Consider the following 25,542-nt stretch of genomic DNA (forward strand, 5'->3'; position numbering starts at 1 on the left):
TTATTTTTTAATTCTCTACGAACTTTCAACAAAGATCAGATTATTTTTCATTATCTAACAACTGTTGTAATGAAACAAGATCGGTAACCAGTACCTGTCTGGCTTTACTACCTTCAAATGGTCCAACAACTCCTGCCGCCTCTAATTGATCAATTAATCTTCCTGCACGATTATATCCCAATTTTAGTTTTCTTTGTAATAAAGACGCAGAACCTTGCTGTGCTGTTACAATTACTTCGGCAGCTTCGTTAAAAAGTTTATCTCTATCACTTTTATCTATATCAAGACTTGTGCCACTTTCTTCACCCACGTATTCTGGTAATAGATGAGCATCCGGATATGCTTTTTGACTACCAATATACTCTGTTATTCTTTCAACTTCGGGTGTATCTACAAAAGCACACTGTATCCTTATAATATCATTACCTTGAGTAAATAACATGTCTCCACGACCAATTAATTGATCTGCTCCTCCTGTATCTAAAATGGTTCGGGAATCAATCTTTGAAGTAACTCTAAATGCTATCCTTGCTGGAAAATTAGCTTTAATCATCCCTGTAATCACGTTTACCGAAGGTCGTTGTGTGGCAATAATTAAATGTATCCCAATAGCTCGAGCTAATTGCGCTAATCTAGCAATAGGAGTCTCTACCTCTTTACCTGCAGTCATGATAAGATCTGCAAATTCATCTACTACAAGAACTATGTAAGGCAAAAATCTATGCCCGTTTTCTGGGTTTAATTTTCGCGCTTTAAACTTTGTATTATACTCTTTAATATTGCGAACCATGGCGTTTTTCAGCAAATCATAACGAGCATCCATCTCTATACATAGTGAATTAAGCGTATTAATCACCTTGGTATTATCGGTAATAATAGCCTCTTCAGTATCTGGTAATTTCGCCAAATAATGACGTTCAATTTTATTAAATAAAGTAAGTTCTACTTTTTTGGGATCAACCAAAACAAATTTTACCTCAGCGGGATGTTTTTTATACAATAATGATGTTAATATCGCATTCAATCCTACTGATTTACCCTGACCTGTGGCACCTGCCATTAGAAGATGTGGCATTTTTGCCAAATCAACTACAAAAGTTTCGTTAGAAATAGTTTTACCAAGTGATAAAGGTAGTTCCATTTCTGCATTTTGAAACTTTGAAGATGCAATTGCCGAGCGCATAGATACAATTGTTGATTTCTTATTGGGCACCTCTATACCAATAGTACCTTTTCCAGGTATAGGAGCAATAATACGAATTCCTAAAGCTGCAAGTGATAATGCAATGTCATCTTCGAGATTTTTTATTTTGGAAATACGTATTCCTGCTTCTGGTACAATCTCGTATAATGTTACCGTAGGACCAACCGTTGCCTTAATTTGAGCAATCTCAATCTTGTAGTTTTTTAAGGTTTCAACAATACGGTTCTTATTTTCCTCTAATTCACCTTGATCAATAGTAATACCTCCTGCATGTGCGGTATAATCTTTTAAAAGATTAATCGCAGGAAATTTATAATTACCAAGCTCTAGTTTTGGATCAAACTCCCCAAAATCTTTTACCAATTTTGCACTTACATTTTTAACGACTTCCTCTTCGGCAACTGTTTCGACCTCCATTGCGATATCCTCCGGATTGTCTTCAGATTTGATAATTAGTTTCTCAGGCGCTTCGCCATCTCTATTTTTAGGATCACCATAGAAATCATTAATCGTTGGGTTTAAAGTTATCTCATTTGCGGTAGTTTCTTTCTTAACGATCTCTTTCTTTACAACCTCTTTTTTATCTTCTTCTTTTTTACCAATGTCTTTAGATCTTGCAATAATGGCATCAATTTTTTCTTTGATACTAGAACCAGAATCCTCTGTAGCTGCCGAAGATACTGTTGAACCATTATTATTTGTTGCAGTTGTGGTAATAGCCGACTCAAAATCATTTGTAATGACTTGTTGTGTATTTTTTAACGAAGCCGTTAGTTTCTCTGGTGTATATCGTAGACGTACTACTATATATACAATAGCAAAGAAAGCTAATACTAATACAGTACCAATGAATCCAATATAATCTTGCAGAAAATCATTAGTTTCATAACCAACCACTCCTGCCAATAGTCCACTTTCTTTTTTAATAAAACCAAGGATAACAGATATCCAGATCATCACCAATGTTCCCCAAAACCAGAATCCTGCCAATTTTCTTTTGTTCAAATCAAAAAACAGATACACTCCGGTCAACGAAGTTAAAACTGGAAGAATCAAGGAGGATACTCCAAACCCTTTAAATATAAAAAAGTGACTTACTGCTGCGCCAAATTTACTAAGCCAGTTTTTTGGAGAGGAGGCTCTATTATAGAATTGCGATACCTCGCTTTGATCTATTTTCCAATTAAAGAAAAACGAAATAAACGCAAAGAACAACCCTATCCCAAGAAAGAATAAAAAACTTCCCAAAACAACTTTTTGTTGTCTTGATAAAGCCAATCGTTCTTTTAATGGAGTCTTAGGTTTTTTTGTTGTTTTCCTTTTTGTACTTACCTTTTTTTTAGCCATTTTTTGGATGTCTTATCGCAAAAATACGAATATCTATAATGGAACGTAAAAATGATCCAAAAATTTTCTTAACGAAACTCTCAAAGAATAATCTCCCGTTAATTTTTTAAAAACTTTAGCATTTATTTTAATAAAGAGTTAACTACATAATTTATTGATAATCATTAATTTGTGAAGAGAGAACAAAAATCATTCTTTCCTACATCAACGCACAAGTTGAGAAATAAGTAGTTGTTATGAACTATTCAAATTAGAATAGATTAATTATTCAGACAATTATCTGTAAACACAAGTCGAATTTATTAAAACTAAAAAAGAAACCATGAAAAAGCTACTCTTATTATTAATGGTGTCAGCCACCTATATTCATTGTCTGGCACAAGAATCCTGGGATATCATCACACTACAAAACGGAAGTGTTATTGTTGGAAAAATTACTGAATTTAATTTTAATGAAAATCTAACAGTACAAACTAAAGATGGATATGGATTTATGTTTAGGACACAGGATGTTAGGAGCATTAAAAAGGAACAAAACTCTAGAAAACTAACGCAAGATGAGCAATTTAAAATGGTTATGCCAGAGAATAATATGGCTAATCGAAAGCGTTATAATGCTAATTCTAGTAATACTACACCCTATAACAATTATACCTCTGGATCTAACCTAAATCCTAATATTGGAAATACAAATACTGCTCCTTCAAATAACACTCAAAATAGTTATTCTCCCGCACCAGTAACCCAATTTCAGCAAGGTTATCAACCAATTCCTCAAAATTATAATCAAAACTATTATTCAGAACGTAACAACGAAATACCTCAGAATAACTCTCAAAATACAACACCTCAATATTTGAGGAACCAAGATGCAAATATGCATTCAGTGAATAGAGCTGGTGCCTTACAACAAAATAACAGATATACGGGAAGTAATCAAAATCTCCAGCAACCCTTAGAAAACTATAATGGATCTTTTACTAATAATCCGGGGCAGTATAACCAACAAATTGAAGTTCCAACAAATTATACAAATAGCAATTTGACTAGAAACCAGGAAAATGTTCCTTTAAATACAAGGCCACTTAATTCTGATGGTTTTGCTAATCAATCCAATGCAATGTCTTTAAATCCGGTGACAAAAAATAAAACAGCTGCTAATCCGGATATTTTTACCGATATCAATACCTTGGGAAGAAGTAACACAACTTCCAAAGTAAATTGTTTGGAAGGATATGGTGACTTTTGTTTCGTAAATAACACAAATAAAAACGTCTTGGTAACCCTCCAAAAAAAGCAAAAAGACGGATATTATGGAGATTACAAAGAAATTGCAGTAAAAGCGAATTCTAGAGGATATTTTAAAAGTATTAAACTTGGAGAATACCCTTTCTTTGTAAAAATTAAAAACTCTGTTAACGACCAAGTCAATTATGTAATCTTGGGAAGAGGTAATATTAAAGCGCAACAATGCAAAACAGAATATATAACTATTAACTACTAATTAAAGTATATGCATAAAAAATCCAGTAAAGCTTTCTTTACTGGATGTATTTAAATATTTAGTATCCTTCAACCAACTTCAGAACTACTCCAATATTTAAAAAATATAAGGAATATAAATTATAAGACCGATTGTCATAGCCGTAATTGCAGCAATAAAAACAGCTCCTGCTGATACGTCCTTTATGAAACCTATTTTATCATGAAAATCGGGATGTATAAAATCTGCTATGGCTTCGATGGTTGTATTTAATCCTTCTATACCCATTACTAAACCAATTGCAAAAACCTGTAAGATCCACTCTGTCGATGTGATGTTAAAATAGTATCCAAGTCCAGTCATTATTACAGCAATTCCTGTCTGTACCTGTATACTCGGTTCTGTTTTTAATAACAATATGGCACCTTTAAAAGCGTAGCCACACCCTCGAAGTCTGCCTGCAATAAATTTAGATAGTTTATTCATTAATCTTTTACAATGTTTTTAAAGCGGCAGCATAGTCAGGCTCTTGAACAATTTCAGGAATTTGCTCTGTATAGGTAACAGTACCTTCTTCATCAAGTACAACTACTACTCTAGAGTGTAGTCCTTTCATGGGACCATCTACAATTTCTAACCCATAATCTTTACCAAATTGTCCCGTTCTAAAGTCAGAAAGGTTAATTACATCTTCTAATCCTTCTGAAGCGCAAAAACGTCCTTGTGCAAAAGGCAGGTCTCTAGAAATACATAAAACCTTGGTATTTGATAAGTTACTTGCCTCTTTGTTAAACATTCTTGCAGAAGCTGCACAAATCCCTGTATCGATAGAGGGGAAAATGTTTAAAATAACTTTTGATCCTTTAAAATCTGATAGTTTAGATATAGATAAATCTGCACCAACTAATTCAAAATCTGGAGCTTTTTGTCCTACCTTTGGTAAATTTCCATTGGTGTGTATTTCGTTTCCTTTTAATGTTATCGTAGCCATAATAAATGATTGTTATTTTTTTGTGCCTTAAAATTAGTAAGATTATATGGTAATTTTGGTAAAGTTTTTAGAAAATAAAAAAACCTTCCGATTTGGAAGGTTTGACTTTTTCTTTTTCATGTATCAATGGATCCTAGGACCCTTTGCATAAAATTATTCAATGCTTCTTTTTTGGGAGTTCCTTGTTTGACCATTTTATCGACCTCAAGAGCACCGTACATATTAGAGATTAATTCTCCTATCACATCTAACTCTTCGTCTTTTAGTGAAGGAACTTCAGTCAATGCTTCCAGGGTTTCGATGGTTTCGACTAAAAAGTCCTCATCATTTTCTTCGATAAATCCTGTAAGATGTTTAATTATTGGTAACTTCATCTACTAACTCTTTAAGGATATCAAATTTATTAGTTTGCACCTGATTAACAAAAACTCCATTTTTGAAAGTAGCAAAGGTAGGAAGATTGTCTACGGTTGCCATTTTACATGATTCAGGATATTTTTCGGCATCCACCATCACAAAAGTAGCGTCTTCTTTATCTGTTGCCAGTTTTTTAAATTTTGGTTTCATAATACGACAATTACCGCACCATGAAGCAGAATACTGTACTACAACTGTATTGTTATCACTAACCAGTTGAGAAAGATTATCTTCTTTTAATTCTTGAATCATATGAATACTATTTAAAATGAAATTTACAATTTTTCCAGAATATATATTCTGGAAAAATTGTAAAATAAAAATGTATTGATTAATTGGAAGCTAAATATGATGCTACTCCTTCTCTATTAGCGTTCATTGCTTCTTTTCCTTCTTCCCAGTTTGCAGGACAAACTTCGCCATTCTTCTGAACATGTGCATATGCATCGATAAGTCTTAAGAATTCAGCAACATTTCTTCCTACTGGCATGTGGTTTATACCTTCATGAAAAACGGTACCTTCCTCATCAATTAAATACGTTGCTCTATACGTGACATTATCCCCCTCGACGGTCACAACCCCAGTTTCTTCGTTATACGATTCGTTAGTAATATCTAGAATACCCAAAGTGCTTGATAAATTGCGATTAGAATCAGCAAGAATAGGATATGTTACTCCTTCTATTCCTCCATTATCTTTAGAGGTGTTTAGCCAAGCAAAATGTACTTCTGGAGTATCACAAGAAGCACCAATTACGATGGTGTTCCTTTTTTCAAATTCTTCTAATGCCTCTTGGAAAGCGTGAAGCTCTGTTGGACAAACAAAAGTAAAGTCTTTTGGATACCAAAACAGTAATACCTTTTTATTTTTGTTCTTAGCCTCTTCTAAAACATTAAGTTTAAAAGTATCTCCCATATCATTCATTGCGTCTACGTCTAGATCTGGAAATTTTTTGCCTACAAATGCCATATTTTATTTTTAAAATTTATTAATTAATTTCTTTTGAATGTCGCAAAGATACATTTACGTAAGTAATAAAATGAAGTCCCTAATTTTTATTATTTATGTTTCTATAGTTTTTTCTAATTACCAAAAAATTCCTTCGATCGTCTTATTAAATTCCTACAAACACATTCATTTACCTACAAAAATTACGGATAAATTGTACTTTTTTTACGGTGAATAACACTTTCTTAAATCTATTTTTGTATTTTCGCTTATTAATACGACCCTTTAACCAGAGTGAGTTGAGAAACACCACAAAATATATAATCCTTTTATTTATAGTAAGTTTCATCAAAATCTTGCACGCTCAACCTTCCTTAATCTCAGACAGTATACAGAGCTATATCCAAAGAGCTGAAAAACTACAGGAAGAATATAAGTATGAAGAGTCATTAGAAATAGCTAAGGCTGCTTTGCAAAATGCACAGTTTAATAATGATGATAAAAGTCTGGGATATATCTATAATATAATTGCCAAAAATTATGAAATTAGTGAAGATGACACTAAGGCAAGAAGCAATTATAGAAGGGCAATGACGCATGCACGAAGTTCAAAAAGTAAAGTATTAGAAACTGACTTATACAACAATCTTGCCCGGGTATATACAAAACATAATTTGACAAGATCAAAAGGAGTTGGTTATTACAAAAAATCATATGAATTTGCTGTAGAGCTCAATGACACGGCAAGAATGATAAGACCCCTTCTTAATCTGGGTGAGTATTATATTTCCAGAAATGATTTTGATAGTGCCTACGAATATCTTGCTCCTGCACGAGAATTAATTCATGAAAATTCTTCTAACCTTGATAAAACAAAATTAAATGGCTTGTTAGGAAGGTATTTTTTAAATGTTAGAAGGTATGAAGTAGCCGAAGAATACATAGATCGGGCAATATCATATTCTTTAGGAGAGACAAAAAACAAAAACAATAATGATGAGTTGATCTCTACTTATTACGAAGAATTAGCTTCTGCTTATGAAACAAAATCTGAACTGTACAAAAAACAACAGGATTATCAGAATGCATATAATTATCAGAAAAAACAATTTCAAAATATTTTAAGAGCAAAAGATTTTAAGAAACTTATAGAATTACAACGGGCTAATATAAAATATGAGGTTGATCAGTATGAAGAAAAAATAAAAAAAGCCGAAACGGAAAAAAAAGAAAGTGTTGCAGAGGTAACCAAATGGAAGATTAGTATAATTTTAGGGATTATTCTCATTCTAATTTCAATGGCGTTTTTGATTAGTGCTTATAATAATAATATTCAAAAAAAGAAATTAAACAGCGTTCTCATAGAAAAAAACAAGGAGTTAATCAGTGCCAAGGAAACTGCAGAGCAAGTTTCTACACTAAAATCGCAGTTTATCTCTACCGTAAGCCACGAACTAAGAACACCTCTTTATGGTGTAATCGGACTTACATCGCTCCTGATGGAAGATCCAGATAAAAAGAAAAAAACAGAATACCTTGAATCTCTTAAGTTTTCTGGAGATTATCTTCTTGCATTAATTAACGACGTATTACAGTTAAGTAAGATAGAAACAAATGAAGTGAAACTGGAGAAAGTTTCTTTTGACATCAGATCACTCATTGAAGGTATTGTTAATTCGCTGCACACAAAACAAAAAAGCAATGACAACACGGTACATATTGATATTGACAAAAATATAAACACTACCCTTCTTGGTGATTCGGTAAGACTTTCACAAATACTTATAAATCTTATCGGTAATGCATTAAAATTTACAAAAAACGGAAACATATGGGTATCTGTAAAATGTTTGCAAAACAACGAGGATAGTTATGATTTACGTTTTATAGTTAAAGATGATGGTATAGGAATCCCTAAAAACAAACAACAAACGATATTCGACAATTTTGCGCAGGTAAAAAACGAAAATCAGGAATATGAAGGTACTGGATTAGGTCTTGCTATTGTTAAAAAATTAATACAATTGCACAATAGCGAAATTAAAATAAAAAGTCAGGAAGGAAAAGGTTCAGAGTTCTATTTTGATCTAACGTATGAAAAAGCAGTAAAAGAAGAAGAAATATCTCTTCAATCAGGAGAAAACCTTAGTATAGGCACAAGTAACTTCTACGTTCTTATTGTTGATGATAATAAAATCAATCAAATAGTTACCCAAAATATCTTGAAAAAGAAAGGATATACCTGTAATATTGCTAGTAATGGAATGGCGGCGATTGAAATGCTAAAAAAAGAAAAATTTGATTTAGTATTAATGGATATTAATATGCCCGAAATGAATGGACTGGAAGCCACCAAAGTCATAAGAACATTCAATACACACATTCCGATAATAGCCCTAACAGCCGTTGAAGAAGGAGAAATTAGAAATCAGGCATTATCGGTAGGAATGAATGACGTTATTATAAAACCATATGATACGCAGCAATTCTTCCAGACAATAATGAGGAATATCTCAAAAGTAAAAATGGCTTAATACTTCTTTATTTTACAATATTGAATGTCTAATATTTAATTTAAATCTGTTAAATACTATTTGGTTTCTTTTGAATATGTTAATTTAGATGCTGAAAATTCAAGGCTATCTATCGTATTAATTATGAATTCAAAAAAAATAGGTTTCAATACCATCTGTACACATCTTGGCGAAATTAACGATGAACAATTTAAGGGAGCGGTGTCTCCAATTTACTTATCTACATCATATGCATTTGAAGACGTTGATATAAAGCGTTATCCAAGATATTTTAATACTCCAAATCAAGAGGCTCTTTGCAAAAAAATAGCTGCTCTAGAAAAAGGAGAGGCTTCATTAATTTTTGGAAGCGGTATGGCGGCGATTAGCACTGCATTATTTGCCTTTTTACAAAAAGGAGATCATATCGTTTTACAACGAGAAATTTATGGCGGTACTGCTAACCTTATTAATGAAGAATTTGAAAAACATGGAATACAATTTTCTTATGTAGATTCAAACACTTTTGAAGGTTATGAAGAAAAAATAAAATCGAATACAAAAGTAATTTATATTGAAACGCCCTCGAATCCTTTATTAAGTATTACAGATATAAAAGCTATAGGAGACCTTGCAAAGAAACATGATATCATAACGATGATTGATAACACCTTTGCTTCTCCGGTAAATCAAAATCCAATAGAGTTAGGTATTGATATTGTTTTACATTCGGCAACCAAGTACTTAGGTGGTCATAGTGATATTCTTGCGGGTGCTGTAGTTTCAACTGAAAAACATATAGATCAAATTTTTCAAGTTGCTAAAAACTTTGGAGGTAGCCTCAGTGATTTTACGGTATGGATGTTAGAAAGAAGTATTAAAACTTTGGGAATTAGGGTAAAAGCTCAAAATAAAAATGCCATGAAATTAGCTAAATGGCTTGATAAGCTCGAAGATGTTTCTGCTGTTTATTATCCTGGATTAAAATCTCATCCAGATCACGAGATTGCCAAGAAACAGATGAAAGGTTTCGGCGGAATGCTTTCTTTTGAGTTGAATGAAGGGTTAGATGCTAGCAAATTTCAAAAAGAATTAAAGCTAATCAAAAGTTCAATGAGCCTTGCGGGAGTAGAAAGTACTATTCTCTCCCCTACACTCACATCCCATGCTTTACTTTCAGAAGAAGAAAGAGAACGGCAGGGCATTCGAGATGGCTTACTGCGATTTAGTGTAGGCATTGAAGAAAAAGAAGATTTAATGCAGGATATACTGCAAGCCATAAAAAAAACAAAAGTCTTAGCCTTAGAACATTAAATATGAAATTAGACATTCTAGCTGTAGGAGCACATCCTGATGACGTAGAATTAAGTTGCTCTGGAACTATCGCCAAAGAAGTTGACAAAGGTAAAAAAGTAGGTATCCTTGATCTTACCAGGGGAGAGCTAGGAACCAGAGGAAATGCAGAAATAAGAGATACCGAAGCTCAAAAAGCTTCAGAAATTCTTGGAGTGGCAACCCGAGAAAATCTTAATTTTAAAGATGGTTTTTTTATCAATAATGAAGAACATCAATTAGAAGTAATTAAAATACTGAGAAAGTACAGACCCGAAATAGTATTATGTAATGCGATAAATGACAGACATATTGATCATGGCAGAGGAAGCAAATTAGTAAGTGACGCTTGTTTTCTATCAGGTTTAAAGAAAATTGAAACCGTATATAACAACCAACAACAGGAAGTATGGAGGCCTAAACAGGTGTATCATTATATACAATGGAAACATATAGAGCCAGACTTTGTTGTTAATATCAGTGATCATATAGAAAAAAAGATGGAAAGTGTGCAAGCATATGCCTCTCAATTTTATGATGCAAATAGTAAGCAACCTTCTACTCCTATATCGAGTAAGAACTTTTTAGATAGTATTAAATACAGAGCTGCCGATTTGGGAAGAATAATTGGTGTTGATTATGCCGAAGGCTTTACCGTAGAACGCTATGTAGCAGTTGATTCTATTTTTGATCTAATTTAATGCAAAAAAATGTTTGTAGAAATAGAGAAATACTTTATTTTTGCAGCCTAAATTTAAATGGTGGTTGTAGCTCAGTTGGTTAGAGCGCCTGATTGTGGTTCAGGAGGTCGTCGGTTCGAGACCGATCTTCCACCCAAAAGCAAAGCTTCTCATATCTGAGAAGCTTTTTTTGTTATATACTATACTCTCTGTATTGTAATTGATTATATGAGAGAGAGCTGAATTTAACTTTAAAAATATAAAAACGCATCCTCCACTCTTTGAACAAAAACCCTTTTTCAAGAGCTTTGTTATTTTCTAAATAAATATCGATGATTGTAAAAATCTATTCTCCTTCACTCCCTACTCCATCTACTACAATTCTTTGAGATCTGTTAGCCACTTCCCATGCTGTATAAAATGTTAATCGAGCTCTTTTGGCCATTAAATCATATTCTATTTTATCTGGTGTATCTGTGGGTTTATGATAATCCTCATGTACACCATTAAAATAAAATATAATAGGGATGTTATGCTTGGCAAAGTTATAATGGTCGCTTCTGAAATAAAATCTATTAGGATCGTTCTTTGCATTATAAGTATAATCAAGGTCTAATCTCGTATACTTGGCATTAGCTTCTTCACTAATATTATGCAAATCAGCACTTAATCTATCACTACCTATTAAATACACATAATTGTTTTTGTCTTCCGATTCATGTTTTTTGTCTATTCTTCCTATCATATCGATATTAAGATTAGTAACTGTATTAACAAGAGGAAAAACAGGGTTTTCGGTGTAATATCTAGAACCGTACAAGCCCTTTTCTTCGCCTGTTACATGTAAAAATAAGATCGATCTTTTGGGACCAAATCCATCCTTTTTGGCTTTTGCAAAAGCCTCGGCAATTTCAAGTAAACTTACCGTTCCGGATCCATCATCATCGGCACCATTATAAATATTACCATTATCATCTTTACCAACATGATCGTAATGAGCAGAAATTACAATGATTTCTTCTGGCTTCTCGGTTCCTTCTATAAATGCCAAAACATTTTCTGAAGACTTTATACCCGCTCTAAAAAAACTCTCTGGTATTTCCTGAAAATAATCGTCTCCTCCTAATGGAGAAGGTATTCCGATTTTTTTATATTGCTGCTTTAAAAACGCTGCTGCTTTCTTTTGACCTGGTTCTCCAGTATCTCTTCCTTCAAAATCATCTCCAGCAAAGGTGTATAGGTATTCCTTTAGCTCCTCTGCAGTTATGCTCTGTGCATAAGAAACTACCGCAGATTCAGGAGTTAGATCAGTATCTATTTTTGCAGTTGTAGAAGTAGCATTTTGTGAAGTTCCACAACAATAAATGATAAATGAACTAATGAACAATAAAGTGTTTTTCATGTATTTTTTAATTAAGAATGCACAAGATACTGATTTCCTGTAATATTATAGAAAGAATATTTTATCCCATAAGAAAAATCTAAAATTATTTCAAAAATATTCTTTTTAGATATAAAAAAGGTTTTATATTTGCCCCCGCAAAGGAGAAATGGCAGAGTGGTCGAATGCGGCAGTCTTGAAAACTGTTGAGGGTCACACCTCCGGGGGTTCGAATCCCTCTTTCTCCGCGAAAAGCCTTGTAATCTTTTGATTTACAAGGTTTTTTTTTAGTTGACAAAATCGTTGACAATTCTTCTTATTTTAAACTAAATACAAATTCAAAAAAGGTCTTTTGATTATTTGAAAATAAACTCGATGTTTTATAAGGTTCTTTAATGTAGTTTCTAATAATCTCATCCTTTGCTGAACTCTTTTTATTTTCTGGTTTTTGCAGTTCTATTTTAATCTCTTTAGTTTCAATTCATTTCAAATACTTTTCTTTATCCATTAGAATATCGAAACTGCCTTTTACTGGAACATTCTCAGGGATTTAGGTAACCTGATTAATTTATTTGAAGAAATCTGATTATGCTAACATACAGCCTGATAAATATCATTTCAAAAGGTATTATTTACAGCTATTTTTATAAAAAATGTTAACAAAATAATATTTAACCATAACATTGGTTACTGACTTGCCTCATATCACACTATGATTTTGTTGAAAAATAATTGAGTATAAAGAATAATGAAGACTAAACTATTAATAATGCCATTATTACTTTGGTCAATACATGCGCCATGACTTTAAGTTGTTGCATAGGGCAAACTAAAAGTGAAATAAGGGCTATTGCCGAATTGGATACAAAATTGATAATGATTCCTATTCAAAAAATGGAAGAATGGACAACGAAATATAAATCGTGGAGGAATTTTGTATTTGAAAGCTATCATAACCGGTTAAACGAGCTTTTAATTACATTAGATAGTATCGCTTTTCATAAAATGGATGAACGTCTTGTTAATTATCTGAAAGAAAAAGCAAGGATTAATGAAGAAGACACTATACATAATACCCATCAAGAAATTGCTTACGAACTTCACAGTTCCAGAGTAGTGATTTCTCGATTACTCAAAAAATTAGAAAAACTGGGAAAAATTGAGCTACACAGAAGTCATATTAAAATCCTTGATTTATAGGCACTCTGTAACCAATGTTACTGATCAAGGATTTGTATAGTATTACTTTTGTCTATAAACTCTTATAAATGTTGAAACGTTATTTTCCTATATTTGAATGGCTGTCAAGCTACAAAAAATCTTATTTATCTGGAGATATTTCTGCAGGGTTAACCGTAGGAATAATGCTTATTCCCCAAGGAATGGCCTATGCTATGATTGCAGGCCTTCCTCCTGTATTTGGGCTTTACGCTGCGCTACTTCCCCAGATCGTATATGCAATAATGGGTACCTCCCGACAGTTAGCGGTGGGACCAGTTGCAATGGATTCTCTACTTGTTGCCTCAGGTTTGGGCGCATTAGCTTTGTCTGGTATTAACGAATATATTGCAATGGCCGTTTTCTTAGCACTCTTTATGGGGAGCATTCAATTAGTGCTTGGGCTGTTCAGAATGGGGTTTTTAGTAAACTTTTTGTCTAAGCCCGTAATAAGTGGTTTTACTTCAGCTGCAGCAATAATCATAGGATTAAGTCAACTAAAACATTTGTTGGGTACCGAAATTGAACGTAGTAATCAGGTGCATATTCTATTACAAAATGCTCTTAAAACTATCGACCAAACCAATATTTTTACATTAGTAATTGGTATTGCATCCATTATACTTATTAAAGGTATTAAAAAAATAAATAAAAGAATTCCCGCAGCACTTGCAGTAGTTGTTATTGGAATTGTTGGGATTTATCTTTCCGGACTTAATGATTTAGGAGTAAAGATAGTTGGCGCTGTGCCTAAGGGGCTGCCTGAATTTGGAGTACCATCGATTGATTATTCAAGAATTTCAGAACTCGTTCCAATTGCCTTAACACTAGCTTTTATTGCTTTTATGGAAGCCATTTCTGTAGCCAAGGCCGTTGAAGAAAAGCATACAGATTACGAAGTAGATGCTAATCAAGAATTAATTGCTTTGGGAACATCAAATATTATTGGTTCACTATTCCAATCTTACCCTACCACAGGAGGTTTTTCAAGAACTGCAGTTAATGACCAGGCCGGAGCAAAAACAGGAATAGCCGCTATTGTGAGTGCTATTGTAGTTGGTCTTACATTGTTATTTTTAACACCCCTATTTTACTATCTGCCCAATGCTGTATTAGCAGCTATCATAATGGTTGCTGTTTTTGGCTTAATAGACATAACCTATCCTATTCAACTTTTTAAAGACAGAAAAGATGAATTTGTATTGCTCATTATCACATTTCTAATTACGCTAACTGTTGGTATCAAAGAAGGAATATTACTAGGTGTACTAATCTCCTTGTTATTATTGGTGTATCGAACTTCAAAACCTCATATTGCTATTCTGGGAAAAATAAAGGACACCAATTATTTTAAAAATATCAATCGCTTCAGTAATGACATAGAAATACCAAAAGACATTCTAATTATCCGATTTGATGGACAACTATATTTTGGAAATAAAGATTACTTCAAAAAAGAACTTTACAAACATATTGATCAAAAAGGTGATAGTCTTAAAAAAATTATTCTAAATGCAGAAGCCATCAACTATATTGACAGTAGTGCGATGCTAATGCTTCAACAAGTGATCGATGAGTTGAAAAGTAAAGGAATACAATTTCTTATTGCAGGAGCAATTGGCCCAACAAGGGACATCATATTCAGTAGTGGGCTTATTAATGTTATTGGTACAGAAAACCTTTTTGTTAGAACCTGTGAAGCTTATGACCATTGTAATAATTCAGGCGCAAAAACCCATATGCAAGAAAAGATCTCACTTCAAACAAAAAAATCGTCTTCTGTAACATAAGTAACTGTAAAGAAGTATTATCACTACTACTTTTGCTTTGATAAACTATTAAAAATAAACACAATGAAAGTAGAACAGATTTATACAGGATGTTTAGCCCATGCCGCTTATTATATCGAAAATAACGGAGAGGCAGCAGTATTTGACCCGTTAAGAGAAGTACAACCTTATATTGACCGTGCTCAGATTGACAATGCAGAGATTAAATATGTTTTTGAAACACATTTTCATGCAGATTTTGTGAGTGGTCACCTTGATTTAAGAAAGAAAGCAGGTGCAGAAATTGTATTTGGCCCTACTGCAAAACCAGGGTATGATGCAACGGTTGCAGAAGACGGTCAAATCTTTAAAGTGGGTGATTATAAAGTGAAGGTTATACATACACCAGGCCATACCATGGAAAGTACTACATATTTACTCATTGACGATACCGGTAAGGAACACGGAATTATTACCGGAGATACACTATTTATTGGCGATGTAGGAAGGCCAGACTTGGCTCAGCATGTGGTGTCTGAATTAACTGAAGAAAAACTGGCAGGCCATTTATATGATTCCTTACGCAACAAAATAATGCCCTTGAGTGATGACCTTATCGTATATCCAAATCACGGCGCAGGTTCTGCTTGTGGTAAAATGATGAGTAAAGAAACTACAGATACACTCGGCCATCAGAAAAAAGTAAATTACGCACTGCGTGCAGATATGTCCAAGGAGGAATTCATAAAAGAATTATTGACTGGACTCACAGCACCTCCGGGATACTTCCCTCAAAATGTTTTAATGAACATCAAAGGATATGAAAGTCTTGATAAAGTAATAGATAGAGCTACCAAACCTTTATCTCCGGAAGCTTTTGAAGTGGCTGCCAATGAAACAGGTGCTTTGATGCTTGACACCAGGGATGCGGAAGATTTTTCCAAAGGATTTATTCCTAATAGTATTAATATTGGGCTTGAAGGAAACTTTGCGCAATGGGTAGGAGAAATGATTCCTGATGTGAAACAAAAAATTCTACTCATTACCGATCCCGGAAAGGAGAAAGAGACAGTAACAAGACTATCTAGAGTAGGTTATGATAATACCATTGGATATCTTAAAGATGGTTTTAATACCTGGAAAGAAGAAAAGAAAGATTATGAAACAATAAACAGAATAACACCTAAAAATTTGGAAAAAGGGTACAAAACGGAAAGTCCTTTAACTTTTGATGTTCGTAAAAAGAGTGAATATGATTCAGAGCATATAATAGGTGCTATCAATGTTCCGTTAAACGAAATAAATAATCATTTAGCACAGTTTCCTAAAGACAAACCTTTTGTACTTCATTGTGCCGGAGGATATAGAAGTATGATTGCAGCCTCAATTTTAAAACAAAGAGGATGGCATAATATTGTGGATGTTGTTGGCGGGTTTGAAGAGATTGCTCAAACTAATATTCCAAAGTCAGAATATATCTGCCCAACCACTTTACTTTAGCGAATCAAATTCTTTTTAATCGACTGACTAACAGATTTTTGGAAGCTTATTTTTCAATAAAAGAAGTTTCCATTTGTAACATAAGTTACTGTAGAAATCAAAAATCAATACTATTTTTACCATCGAAATTAAAATTCTAAAAGCAAATGAGAGTTGAACAAATTTATACAGGATGCCTCGCCCAGGGTGCATACTATATCGAAAGCAATGGAGAGGCCGCTATTATTGATCCATTAAGAGAGGTCAAGCCATATCTTAATAAAGCAAAGCTGGATGATGCCGAGATCAAATACATTTTTGAAACTCACTTCCATGCCGACTTTGTAAGTGGTCACGTAACTTTAGCCAAGGAAACCAGTGCGCCAATTATTTATGGACCCAATGCGGATCCTTCGTTTGATGCAGTAATTGCAAAGGATGGTCAAGAATTCAAATTAGGTGAAGTAACTATTGTAGTGCTACATACACCAGGTCATACCATGGAAAGCACTACTTACCTTCTTAGAGACGAGAATGGTAAAGACTATGCCATTTTTAGTGGTGACACGCTGTTCCTAGGGGATGTTGGACGTCCAGATCTGGCTCAAAAGGCAGAAGATATGACTCAAGAACAACTTGCAGAAACACTGTATGATAGTTTACGCGAAAAAATTATGCCATTGGGAGACGATGTTATCGTGTATCCTGCTCACGGTGCCGGTTCTGCTTGTGGAAAAAATATGATGAAGGAAACAGTAGATACCTTAGGAAATCAAAAAAAGATGAACTATGCGCTTCGTGAAGATATGACTAAGGAAGAGTTTGTAAAAGAGGTAACAGATGGATTATTACCACCACCGCAATACTTCCCGTTAAATGTGAAGCTCAATAAGGAAGGGTACGATGATATTGATGTTGTTCTTGAAAGAGGAACAAAAGCTCTATCTCCTGATGTTTTTGAGGCTATCGCAAATGAAACTGGTGCGGTTGTGCTGGATGTGCGTCATCAAGATGATTTTGCAAAGGGACATATACCACGCTCAATTTTCATAGGTTTGGATGGAAGTTTCGCTCCTTGGGTAGGTGCACTAATAGCCGATGTACAACAGCCTATTCTTTTAGTTACTCCAGCAGGACGGGAAGAAGAAGCCGTAACCAGACTTTCTAGAGTAGGTTTTGATAATACATTAGGATATCTAAAAGGTGGATTTGAAGCTTGGAAAAAAGCAGCTATGGAATATGATACAGTGAGTTCTATAAGTGCTACTACTTTTAAAGAAACTTTAGAGGAAGAGAAAGTGCCTGTTTTTGATGTACGTAAAGAAAGTGAATATGTTTCTGAACATATAAAGGAATCCAATAATACACCATTAGATTTTATCAATGACCATTTAGCAGAATTCCCGGATAGTAAGCCATTTTATGTTCACTGTGCCGGTGGTTATAGAAGTATGATAGCCTCATCGATTCTCAAAAGTAGAGGAATACATAATATAATCGATGTGGCTGGTGGATTTGAGAAAATCAAAGAAGTAGGAATACCAGTAACTGATTACATATGTCCTTCGACTTTAAAATAAAAACGCAGTAATGTAATCATTTAGGATGAAGAACAATATAGGAGCGGTATACTAATCTCGCTCCTTTTTATTACAACAGATTTAGGAAATTTTAATGTTTTTTTAAGGAAATAACAGCCATATGTGTAACATATGTTACTGTGTAAAACCCTGTTACATTTTAATTTTATGAAAACAATTTACTTAGAAGGTATTAAAGAAATAAGAATGAGTGAACACAAAGAATTGATTGATTGATATTGGTTGGTTGTTTAAAGGAAATAGTTTGCATACCGCGGCTATTTCCTTTTAAAGTGAAATATAATATGAAACAAATTCTTATACTTATGACTTTTTTAAGTTCAATTTTTGGTGAGAAAGCACAGCAGTCTGATAGCATAAAAATATTACATGTAGACACATTCAAGAAAGCTGTGATGGGAAAAAATATGCAACTTGTTGATGTTCGTACGCAACAAGAGTATGAGTCAGGACATATAGATAACGCCATTAACATAGATTATTTCCAACAAGGAAATTTTGAGCCATCATTTGATAAGCTCAACAAAGAGAAACCTGTTATTTATATTGTCGCTCGGGAAATCGAAGTCAAAAAGCCGCTAGAAGACTTTTGAATAAGGGCTTTAAGATGATTTACGACCTCAAAGGAGGCTATATGTTTTGGCAATAATAATTTTGATACTATTAAATAAAGTTCCAGGAAGAAACAAAATGTTGAAATAATGAAAAAACTAATTATCATAGTGATATTGGGTACACTATTAGGTTGTACTGAAAAACAATAAAAATCTGGATATGGTCAATATAGGGCTTGCAAGTGAAATAACGTATAACGACAAAATCAATAGCAAAGTTTTTTTTGAAAGCGAAGCTTATAAGATGATATTAGTTGCCTTGAAAAAAGATCAGTTACCAAAACCGCATTCAGCTTCAATGAATACTCCTTTGCAAATACTTGAAGGCAGTACTAAAATCACTATCGCTGATAAAGAACATATACTAAAACAAGGAGATGCCATTACATTACCAAAAGAAATAAATCACGGAGTATCCCTATTACGGATGTAAAATTTCTTTTAATAAAATGAGAAAATAGTGGGTGTTCTTTAAGTTTTCTAACCTTTTATTACTTCTAACAAGATTACTAAACATAGCCTGCACAAGTAGTTCTAACCAAAAAAAGACACAAAATGAAAACAATAGGCCTGATTGGTGGTACCTCATGGCATTCTACCATCGTTTACTATAAACTAATCAATGAATTAGTTGGAAATGAAATAGGCACGCAAGGTAATCCAGAGTTACTGCTATATAGTATTAATATAGAGTTAATGCGTGAGCAGAATAAGGAAAAGATAAATGCAAAATATCTTGAGGTGGCTGACAAACTGCAAAAAGCAGGAGCCAAAGCCATTGTAATATGTGCAAATACGCCTCATATGGTATATTCATTTGTTCAACCAAAAATTAACATTCCTATATTACATATCGCTGATTCAATAGGTAAGGAAGCTTCAAAATTAAAACTTTGTAAGCTTGGCTTATTAGGTAACCGACCAACAATGACAGGAAGCTTTATTCCCTCATTTCTAGAATCTAATTTTGGGATAAATACCATAATCCCAGACAAAGAATATATAGGTAAGTCTCATAATTATGTGTCCAATGAGTTAACACAAGGAAAGTTTACCGATAAGGCAAGAGAATTTTTTCTGAACCAAATTGAATTGCTAAAGCAAAGAGGTGCAGAAGGTATTATTTTAGGGTGTACAGAATTGCCAATGCTAATTGATCAGTCAGAATCAGATGTGCCCCTACTTTCTACAACCCAACTCCATGCAGAAATGGCATCTAATTTCATTTTAGGTAATTAGATTATAATCCAAAAATTTCTAATCTATAGTTAATATTTCTAACCCTGTTATTATTCATGAAATTCATCGATTTATCTAGCAGCTTTTCAGAACAAAACTATATAATAAATGGGTTATTATTCAAATTATAAACAAAAATGAACCTGGTATTCGCACGAAAGTGAGATTACGTAGTCGAGAAATTCATTTTATCTAGTTCTTAGAGATCTCAACTACGTTAAGATGATTAATTTAATTTAAGATTGGTAATGTTTATTTACTAAAGGTATAACTTGCTCCTAACATAATCATTGAAGTAGACATATCATAAGATACACTACTTCCCGGAATTGCTCCATAAGGAGGAGAGTTTTGTATAAATTGTGGGTTGAGAACTGGTCCTGAAGTTGCGCCTCCACTATCTCCATAATAATAAACTGCATCCAATGAAAATGTATCACTTGCCTCATAACTCAATCCAAACTGAAAAGCATTTTTTATAATTGCAGTTGCTGGAATATTAAAAAAGGCAACATCACCATTAATAGGATTTGAGCTATGTGTATATCCTATTCGTAAAGGAAGCTTATCTATACCTTTATATTGAATTCCTGCAGAGAGAATATTAATATTCTTCCAGCCAAATCCGGATACTGAAGCTGTCGCGGTCCAACCTGTTATTGAAAAACCGTCCGTATTTTCATAATCTACTAGCCTATAATCTAGCGCTAGGTCTATATCTCCTAATGAATATCCAACACCAACAGACCATATAGCTGGGTAGTCCATATTAAATTCATTAGTATCAGTTGTATTATCTAAATAGGTGTTGTCAAATTCAAAATCACCAAAAGTTTGTTTTGTTTTATAAGATGCACCAGCTTTAAATCCTTTGCCAGAATCAAAGAAAAATCCAAATTGTGCACCATAACCTATTGCAGAGGCCTTGTTTGTTGAAGGATATCCAGCCGACGTAGGATTAGTTGTAGGGTTAGGCATTAATTGCAATCTTGCATAGTTGATTGTTGGTTGTACGCCAATTGAAAATTTATCCGATAATTCATAAGCCCAGGTAAAACCAACCTGTAATAAAATATAATCAGATTCTATTCTACCAAATCCTCCCATATTTTGAGGTAAATTAATAGGATTGGTAGTGCTTTCTGGAAAAGTGACTCCAAACCCACTAATACCAAAGGCAGATGCGCCAAAAGTATGCTTACTTTCTTCGTTACCCCAAACCATTGCTAAAGCCGGTAAAAGAGAGGCATCCCTATCATCTTCAGTAATACCACTAAAAAAATTGCCAGTGGGTTGTCCACCAGCATCAAATTCGGGAACAGTAGAACGTAATTCTGGCGAAGAAAAGAATAAACCGGCATCAAGCTTTACAATTTTGTCATCAAAGACTGAAACTACAGCTGGATTCCAATGAAGGGCACCTGAAATATCTAGAGGCTGTGCAGTTGAAGCACCTCCCATAGACATGTTAACAGCCCCTAAGCCTCGCATAATATGCCCTGCTTGCTAAAAAGTAATAGTAGTAAAGAGTATAAAACAGAAATTAAAGAAGTATTTTTTCATTTCTAGTTAAGTTTTTGCTAATAGTTTGAAAACTCAAGATTGAAAGAAAAAATAATTACTTGTGTAACAAATGTTACAAATTGATAACTTAAATTTTAATAAAAATAAATATGATATTTCCAAAAAGTCATGTCAACAATCACAGTTCAAATCCATTTATTTTAAAGATTGATTATTTTTCACGTTTTCCAAAACCATAGGTAATTTGTCCAACAAAATCTTCAGGAACCTTTTCATCTCCGGGAAAACCAAGCTCAATAGTACCACTATCCTCAGGAATATAATTCGTTTTGAAAATATAATCCCATAGGCTTAAACTAATACCAAAATTCACCCCATACTTACCTTCCGGTAATACATAAGAATGATGATATAAGTGCATTACCGGATTATTAACTAAATATTTTAGTGGACCCCATGTAATTTTGATATTAGAGTGATTAAAATGGCCAATAGCTATTGCTATGAAATGGACAATATAGGCTTGTTCCGGTTCAAAACCACCTAGAATCATTACACCAATGGTTTTTAGAGGTTTGTAAAAGATATTTTCCATCCAGTGATAACGCAAATGTGCAGCAAATCCCATTTCTTTAACCGAATGATGTATTTTATGAAATTTCCATAAGAATGGATATTTGTGAAGTAGTACATGTGTAAACCACTGTACAAAGTCTAATATTATAAAAAATATGACTAACTGTGCCCACATGGGTAAGGCAGAAATATCAATAATTGTTAAACTTTTTGCAGAAATTCCTATATCATTAAACAATATTCCCAGCAATTTATAAAAACCACTGATAACGATGGCGAAAACGAAAAAATTAAAGAACATATAGAAGCCATCCAGCCAGAAGTCTCTTCTAAAAATTGATTGTTCTTTTCGCCAGGGAAATACAATTTCTAATCCCCAAACCAATAACGAGATTGCAGTGAGTCCCCAAAAATAATTAGTGTACCAAGGGACTTCAAACAGTATGGATTTCCACGTCCAATGTACGCTATCCATAAAAGAACCTATAAATGCATTTATATACTTTTCCATAACTTTTATTTTATTGTTGTTATACTGTCTTGCTCAAAGGGTAAACCATTAAAATAACTCCATTCTACCCAAGAACCATCATAATTTTTTACATTTTTATAGCCCAATAATTCAGTTAACACGAAGGTGGTATGTGCTGAGCGTACTCCACTATGACAATACGAAATAATTAGGTCTGTTTTTGACGCCCCCATTCTGCTATAAATCTTTTCTAATTCATCGTAAGATCTAAATTTTTGGGTTCCTTCATAATCAATAGCCTCTGCCCAGTCAATAAGCAAACTTTTAGGAATTCTACCTCCTTTGGCAGCACCATCCTTTTGTCTTTTACCACTAAACTCATCTATATTTCTGGTATCCAGAATAATTTCGCTTCCATTCGAATTGGCTATTTCAATTATTTCATCTTTTCCGATAAATAGATCAAAAGAACTAATTGCTGGAAGAGTAAATTCTGAAGGAGTAACCGATATGGTTTTATTATTTATTGAACCTCCTACCTTTTCCCAAGCTAACAGTCCTCCATTTAATATTCTTACAGATTCGAAATTATAATTCTTTAGTATCCACCATAAACGAGAAGCATCACTAGAACCCTTATCATCATATACTACTAAAAGATCTTCATTTTTAATTCCTAATCTACTGAACAGGGCTTCTATACTATCTTTTTTTGCCATCATCCCTTTATAAGGATATGTAGTATCTTCTATATCCGTACGCCAAATGTTTAATGCCCCATTTATATGTGCTTTAGCATACGCTGTAACTTTCCTAAAATCTATTATTTTGATGTGCTCTTGTTTGTATAATGCCAGTAACTCCTCAGCTTCTATTAGATGTTCCGAATTAAAATAAGTACTTGCCTCTAGTTCGGTGTCTGGAGTAATTTTTTCTTTCTGCTTATTACAGGACAACATCAATACACTTAAAATTACAATTCTACTAATCCTGTAAATCATACCATTCAATATTTCTTAATATTTCCCGTCTCCCTTTTTTTGTTGGGGGATAATTTGCTACTAAATAATTTACTATAATTTCTTCGTTACCTCCTAAATCCCATAAATTTTGAGTTTCCTGCATCCATCGTATGGTTGCTATCCATCTTTCTGCTGTCATCCTGTTTTGAGTAACTAATTTTGATGAATGGCAGTTAGTACAATTATTGACAACTTCCATCAACCCTTCGGCTTCGACTAGTCCTGTTCGTACATGAACTCCATTTTCTATTCTGTCTTCATCTTCTTCGGGAACAACAACGTATCCCAAATCAGGTTCTGTTTTCTTAAAGGCGGATAATGTAGGATCAGTAATAAGATAAATACCAGCAATAGTAATTATTAAGACCATAGTGAATACTACCATCAGCAGTCGGAAGATAGTCTTGACATGTTGCCTAAATTGTTCCTGAGTATCCATCTCTACACAACTTTTATAGCAATACGATGACAAGCATTGTTTAAATATCCTTTTGGATTCCAGCCCGGTATAAGCATCGGTTGACTAGCGCCTCTAGAATCCGTAGCTCTTGCCCACACTTCATAATAACCTTTCTTTGGAAAATCTATGGCAGCAGAAAAATGTTGCCATGCTAAACGATTGGCAGGTTTTTCTATAGGGCATTTTACCCAGGTTGAACCAAAATCAATAGAGTATTCCATTTTAGAAACCTTCAATTCCCCTGCCCAGGCATGACCTCTAATGTTTAATTTTTTTCCTTTTTTAATAGTTGCTCCTGATTTAGGATACGTGATAAGTGACTTAACAGGCATGGACTTTATGATACACATATCCTCATCCTTTACTTTATCTCCAGGAGCTACAGGCTCACAAGGAACACGATATGCAGTTCCTGTCATTTTGGTCCCATCATGTACTTTATTCCGTATGCTTATTCTATTTACCCATTTACCAGAAACAGACGCTGGCCATCCCCCTGCAACTAATCGTAAGGGATATCCATGAACTATTGGAATATCTTCTCCATTCATTTTGAAAGCCAATAATGTTTCATCCTGTAGTGCCTTTGCCATAGGAGCACCACGAGATATTGGTTCTTTTTTAGGATCCCGACTTAAGTGAACATCAGCAGCATGATAACCAATGTACATAGCGCTATCTTTTATACCTGCATCTTCCAGAACATCCCGCAATCTAACACCTGTCCATTCTGCACACGAAACCGCTCCAACCGTCCATTGATTTCCTTTTGCAGGAGGATCAAATTCACTTCGCCCGTTACCCCCACACTCTAAAGTAAGTTGGTAAGTATATTGTGGGAATTTTGACTTTAATTCGGCAAGGGAATATGTTTTCTTTTCTTTTACAGATTCCCCGTCAATAGTTAATGTCCAGTTATTAATATTTATGTTTTCGGGTATTAGCCCATTATTACGGATAAACATGTATTTATTAGACGTTATTCTCTCATCTAACAGGTGTGCCTTTGCTTCAATGTTCCAGGGTTTATCATTAAGAACTTCCATTCCTTTATCCTTATTGAACATTTTGTAAGGGTCAGGATCTTGCAATGCAAGAGGCTTATAACCCTCAGATATCCAAGCCCCAAATACAATATCTGTTCCAATGATCGTTGCCATAGAACTTAATACAGCTTTCTTAACAAAATTTCGTCGTTTCATGAAGTAGAATACGTTTTTATGGTTTTTAAAATTAAGGGTTTATAATCTTCATTTCTGTAACAAATGTTA

At 33.8% G+C, this 25,542-nt stretch carries 21 protein-coding genes, 2 tRNA genes and 2 pseudogenes; 13 read left to right on the forward strand and 12 right to left on the reverse strand.

The features are described 5' to 3' along the window. Positions 1 to 40: 40 nt before the first annotated feature. A complete protein-coding gene (locus ACFSJT_RS02425; protein ID WP_378318606.1) occupies positions 41 to 2,551 on the reverse strand; it encodes an FtsK/SpoIIIE family DNA translocase in 2,511 nt (836 codons plus the stop codon). 322 nt (positions 2,552 to 2,873) lie between these two features. Here ACFSJT_RS02425 and ACFSJT_RS02430 point away from each other — a divergent pair, with 322 nt between their 5' ends. Beyond that, on the forward strand, positions 2,874 to 4,055 hold the full coding sequence (locus tag ACFSJT_RS02430; RefSeq protein WP_378318607.1) for a hypothetical protein: 1,182 nt from the start codon (positions 2,874 to 2,876) through the stop codon (positions 4,053 to 4,055). A gap of 96 nt (positions 4,056 to 4,151) precedes the next feature. Here ACFSJT_RS02430 and ACFSJT_RS02435 read toward each other — a convergent pair whose 3' ends face one another. The 5 genes from ACFSJT_RS02435 to ACFSJT_RS02455 form a co-directional block, all read right to left on the reverse strand. Then, positions 4,152 to 4,520, reverse strand: a complete 369-nt coding sequence (locus ACFSJT_RS02435) for a diacylglycerol kinase (protein WP_378318608.1) — start codon at positions 4,518 to 4,520, stop codon at positions 4,152 to 4,154. 7 nt (positions 4,521 to 4,527) lie between these two features. After that, a complete protein-coding gene (gene tpx / locus ACFSJT_RS02440) occupies positions 4,528 to 5,025 on the reverse strand; it encodes a thiol peroxidase (RefSeq protein ID WP_378318609.1) in 498 nt (165 codons plus the stop codon). A 116-nt stretch (positions 5,026 to 5,141) separates the two neighbouring features. Continuing rightward, positions 5,142 to 5,399: a DUF6952 family protein gene (locus ACFSJT_RS02445; protein WP_378318610.1), complete on the reverse strand. Its 258-nt coding sequence runs from the start codon at positions 5,397 to 5,399 to the stop codon at positions 5,142 to 5,144. Beyond that, complete coding sequence (locus tag ACFSJT_RS02450; RefSeq protein ID WP_378318611.1) at positions 5,380 to 5,694, reverse strand: thioredoxin family protein; 315 nt, start codon at positions 5,692 to 5,694, stop codon at positions 5,380 to 5,382. Before ACFSJT_RS02450 ends, ACFSJT_RS02445 begins: the two co-directional genes overlap by 20 nt. 79 nt (positions 5,695 to 5,773) lie before the next feature. Next, complete coding sequence (locus ACFSJT_RS02455; protein ID WP_378318612.1) at positions 5,774 to 6,412, reverse strand: peroxiredoxin; 639 nt, start codon at positions 6,410 to 6,412, stop codon at positions 5,774 to 5,776. Between the two features lie 335 nt (positions 6,413 to 6,747). On the opposite strand from ACFSJT_RS02455, the gene ACFSJT_RS02460 reads away from it, so the two are divergent. The 4 genes from ACFSJT_RS02460 (at position 6,748) to ACFSJT_RS02475 (ending at position 11,072) form a co-directional block, all read left to right on the forward strand. Continuing rightward, entirely contained in the window at positions 6,748 to 8,925 is a 2,178-nt protein-coding gene (locus tag ACFSJT_RS02460; protein WP_378318613.1) for a response regulator, read from the forward strand. A gap of 123 nt (positions 8,926 to 9,048) precedes the next feature. Beyond that, on the forward strand, positions 9,049 to 10,218 hold the full coding sequence (locus ACFSJT_RS02465; protein ID WP_378318614.1) for a trans-sulfuration enzyme family protein: 1,170 nt from the start codon (positions 9,049 to 9,051) through the stop codon (positions 10,216 to 10,218). A 2-nt stretch (positions 10,219 to 10,220) separates the two neighbouring features. Further along, positions 10,221 to 10,937, forward strand: a complete 717-nt coding sequence (gene bshB1, locus ACFSJT_RS02470; RefSeq protein WP_378318615.1) for a bacillithiol biosynthesis deacetylase BshB1 — start codon at positions 10,221 to 10,223, stop codon at positions 10,935 to 10,937. 59 nt (positions 10,938 to 10,996) lie between these two features. Beyond that, a tRNA-His gene (locus ACFSJT_RS02475) sits at positions 10,997 to 11,072 on the forward strand. A gap of 190 nt (positions 11,073 to 11,262) precedes the next feature. On the opposite strand, the gene ACFSJT_RS02480 is transcribed toward ACFSJT_RS02475, so the two are convergent. Beyond that, complete coding sequence (locus tag ACFSJT_RS02480; protein WP_378318616.1) at positions 11,263 to 12,318, reverse strand: M28 family metallopeptidase; 1,056 nt, start codon at positions 12,316 to 12,318, stop codon at positions 11,263 to 11,265. A gap of 142 nt (positions 12,319 to 12,460) precedes the next feature. Here ACFSJT_RS02480 and ACFSJT_RS02485 point away from each other — a divergent pair. From ACFSJT_RS02485 to ACFSJT_RS02520, 8 genes and pseudogenes are all read left to right on the forward strand, one after another. Beyond that, a tRNA-Ser gene (locus ACFSJT_RS02485) sits at positions 12,461 to 12,545 on the forward strand. Positions 12,546 to 13,086: 541 nt separating this feature from the next. Continuing rightward, positions 13,087 to 13,497 (forward strand): annotated as a pseudogene (locus tag ACFSJT_RS02490) (Crp/Fnr family transcriptional regulator); the annotation flags it as partial. A gap of 68 nt (positions 13,498 to 13,565) precedes the next feature. Beyond that, the gene (locus ACFSJT_RS02495; RefSeq protein WP_378318617.1) at positions 13,566 to 15,305 is read left to right on the forward strand and encodes a SulP family inorganic anion transporter; all 1,740 of its coding nucleotides are present in this window, start codon (positions 13,566 to 13,568) and stop codon (positions 15,303 to 15,305) included. 63 nt (positions 15,306 to 15,368) lie between these two features. Beyond that, positions 15,369 to 16,784, forward strand: coding sequence for an MBL fold metallo-hydrolase (locus tag ACFSJT_RS02500; protein WP_378318618.1), 1,416 nt, complete (start codon positions 15,369 to 15,371; stop codon positions 16,782 to 16,784). Between the two features lie 146 nt (positions 16,785 to 16,930). Beyond that, entirely contained in the window at positions 16,931 to 18,343 is a 1,413-nt protein-coding gene (locus ACFSJT_RS02505) for an MBL fold metallo-hydrolase (protein ID WP_378318619.1), read from the forward strand. 428 nt (positions 18,344 to 18,771) lie between these two features. Then, positions 18,772 to 19,013: pseudogene (locus ACFSJT_RS02510) on the forward strand (rhodanese-like domain-containing protein). A gap of 125 nt (positions 19,014 to 19,138) precedes the next feature. Then, entirely contained in the window at positions 19,139 to 19,411 is a 273-nt protein-coding gene (locus ACFSJT_RS02515) for a cupin domain-containing protein (RefSeq protein ID WP_378318620.1), read from the forward strand. 122 nt (positions 19,412 to 19,533) lie between these two features. Continuing rightward, positions 19,534 to 20,217: an aspartate/glutamate racemase family protein gene (locus ACFSJT_RS02520; protein ID WP_378318621.1), complete on the forward strand. Its 684-nt coding sequence runs from the start codon at positions 19,534 to 19,536 to the stop codon at positions 20,215 to 20,217. Between the two features lie 252 nt (positions 20,218 to 20,469). Here the strand turns inward: ACFSJT_RS02520 and ACFSJT_RS02525 are convergent, their stop codons facing one another. The 5 genes from ACFSJT_RS02525 to ACFSJT_RS02545 form a co-directional block, all read right to left on the reverse strand. After that, on the reverse strand, positions 20,470 to 21,708 hold the full coding sequence (locus ACFSJT_RS02525; RefSeq protein WP_378318622.1) for an OmpP1/FadL family transporter: 1,239 nt from the start codon (positions 21,706 to 21,708) through the stop codon (positions 20,470 to 20,472). 244 nt (positions 21,709 to 21,952) lie between these two features. Continuing rightward, positions 21,953 to 22,828, reverse strand: a complete 876-nt coding sequence (locus ACFSJT_RS02530) for a sterol desaturase family protein (protein ID WP_378318623.1) — start codon at positions 22,826 to 22,828, stop codon at positions 21,953 to 21,955. A 5-nt stretch (positions 22,829 to 22,833) separates the two neighbouring features. Further along, a complete protein-coding gene (locus ACFSJT_RS02535) occupies positions 22,834 to 23,790 on the reverse strand; it encodes a sulfurtransferase (RefSeq protein WP_378318624.1) in 957 nt (318 codons plus the stop codon). Further along, positions 23,774 to 24,250, reverse strand: coding sequence for a monoheme cytochrome C (locus tag ACFSJT_RS02540; RefSeq protein WP_378318625.1), 477 nt, complete (start codon positions 24,248 to 24,250; stop codon positions 23,774 to 23,776). Before ACFSJT_RS02540 ends, ACFSJT_RS02535 begins: the two co-directional genes overlap by 17 nt. 2 nt (positions 24,251 to 24,252) lie before the next feature. Next, positions 24,253 to 25,473: a sulfite oxidase gene (locus ACFSJT_RS02545; protein ID WP_378318626.1), complete on the reverse strand. Its 1,221-nt coding sequence runs from the start codon at positions 25,471 to 25,473 to the stop codon at positions 24,253 to 24,255. Between the last annotated feature and the right edge of the window lie 69 nt (positions 25,474 to 25,542).

The sequence above is a fragment of the Aquimarina celericrescens genome (assembly GCF_042682765.1).
GTDB lineage: Bacteria > Bacteroidota > Bacteroidia > Flavobacteriales > Flavobacteriaceae > Aquimarina > Aquimarina celericrescens.

Coding starts and splice junctions, on each gene's coding strand:
- ACFSJT_RS02450 (WP_378318611.1), bottom strand. CDS start 5,694: ATGATTCAAGAATTAAAAGAAGATAATCTTTCTCAACTGGTTAGTGAT.
- bshB1 (WP_378318615.1), top strand. CDS start 10,221: ATGAAATTAGACATTCTAGCTGTAGGAGCACATCCTGATGACGTAGAA.
- ACFSJT_RS02540 (WP_378318625.1), bottom strand. CDS start 24,250: ATGGATACTCAGGAACAATTTAGGCAACATGTCAAGACTATCTTCCGA.
- ACFSJT_RS02430 (WP_378318607.1), top strand. CDS start 2,874: ATGAAAAAGCTACTCTTATTATTAATGGTGTCAGCCACCTATATTCAT.
- ACFSJT_RS02495 (WP_378318617.1), top strand. CDS start 13,566: ATGTTGAAACGTTATTTTCCTATATTTGAATGGCTGTCAAGCTACAAA.
- ACFSJT_RS02480 (WP_378318616.1), bottom strand. CDS start 12,318: ATGAAAAACACTTTATTGTTCATTAGTTCATTTATCATTTATTGTTGT.
- ACFSJT_RS02445 (WP_378318610.1), bottom strand. CDS start 5,399: ATGAAGTTACCAATAATTAAACATCTTACAGGATTTATCGAAGAAAAT.
- ACFSJT_RS02530 (WP_378318623.1), bottom strand. CDS start 22,828: ATGGAAAAGTATATAAATGCATTTATAGGTTCTTTTATGGATAGCGTA.
- ACFSJT_RS02515 (WP_378318620.1), top strand. CDS start 19,139: ATGGTCAATATAGGGCTTGCAAGTGAAATAACGTATAACGACAAAATC.
- ACFSJT_RS02520 (WP_378318621.1), top strand. CDS start 19,534: ATGAAAACAATAGGCCTGATTGGTGGTACCTCATGGCATTCTACCATC.
- tpx (WP_378318609.1), bottom strand. CDS start 5,025: ATGGCTACGATAACATTAAAAGGAAACGAAATACACACCAATGGAAAT.
- ACFSJT_RS02545 (WP_378318626.1), bottom strand. CDS start 25,473: ATGAAACGACGAAATTTTGTTAAGAAAGCTGTATTAAGTTCTATGGCA.
- ACFSJT_RS02435 (WP_378318608.1), bottom strand. CDS start 4,520: ATGAATAAACTATCTAAATTTATTGCAGGCAGACTTCGAGGGTGTGGC.
- ACFSJT_RS02525 (WP_378318622.1), bottom strand. CDS start 21,708: ATGCGAGGCTTAGGGGCTGTTAACATGTCTATGGGAGGTGCTTCAACT.
- ACFSJT_RS02535 (WP_378318624.1), bottom strand. CDS start 23,790: ATGATTTACAGGATTAGTAGAATTGTAATTTTAAGTGTATTGATGTTG.
- ACFSJT_RS02505 (WP_378318619.1), top strand. CDS start 16,931: ATGAGAGTTGAACAAATTTATACAGGATGCCTCGCCCAGGGTGCATAC.
- ACFSJT_RS02500 (WP_378318618.1), top strand. CDS start 15,369: ATGAAAGTAGAACAGATTTATACAGGATGTTTAGCCCATGCCGCTTAT.
- ACFSJT_RS02465 (WP_378318614.1), top strand. CDS start 9,049: ATGAATTCAAAAAAAATAGGTTTCAATACCATCTGTACACATCTTGGC.
- ACFSJT_RS02425 (WP_378318606.1), bottom strand. CDS start 2,551: ATGGCTAAAAAAAAGGTAAGTACAAAAAGGAAAACAACAAAAAAACCT.
- ACFSJT_RS02455 (WP_378318612.1), bottom strand. CDS start 6,412: ATGGCATTTGTAGGCAAAAAATTTCCAGATCTAGACGTAGACGCAATG.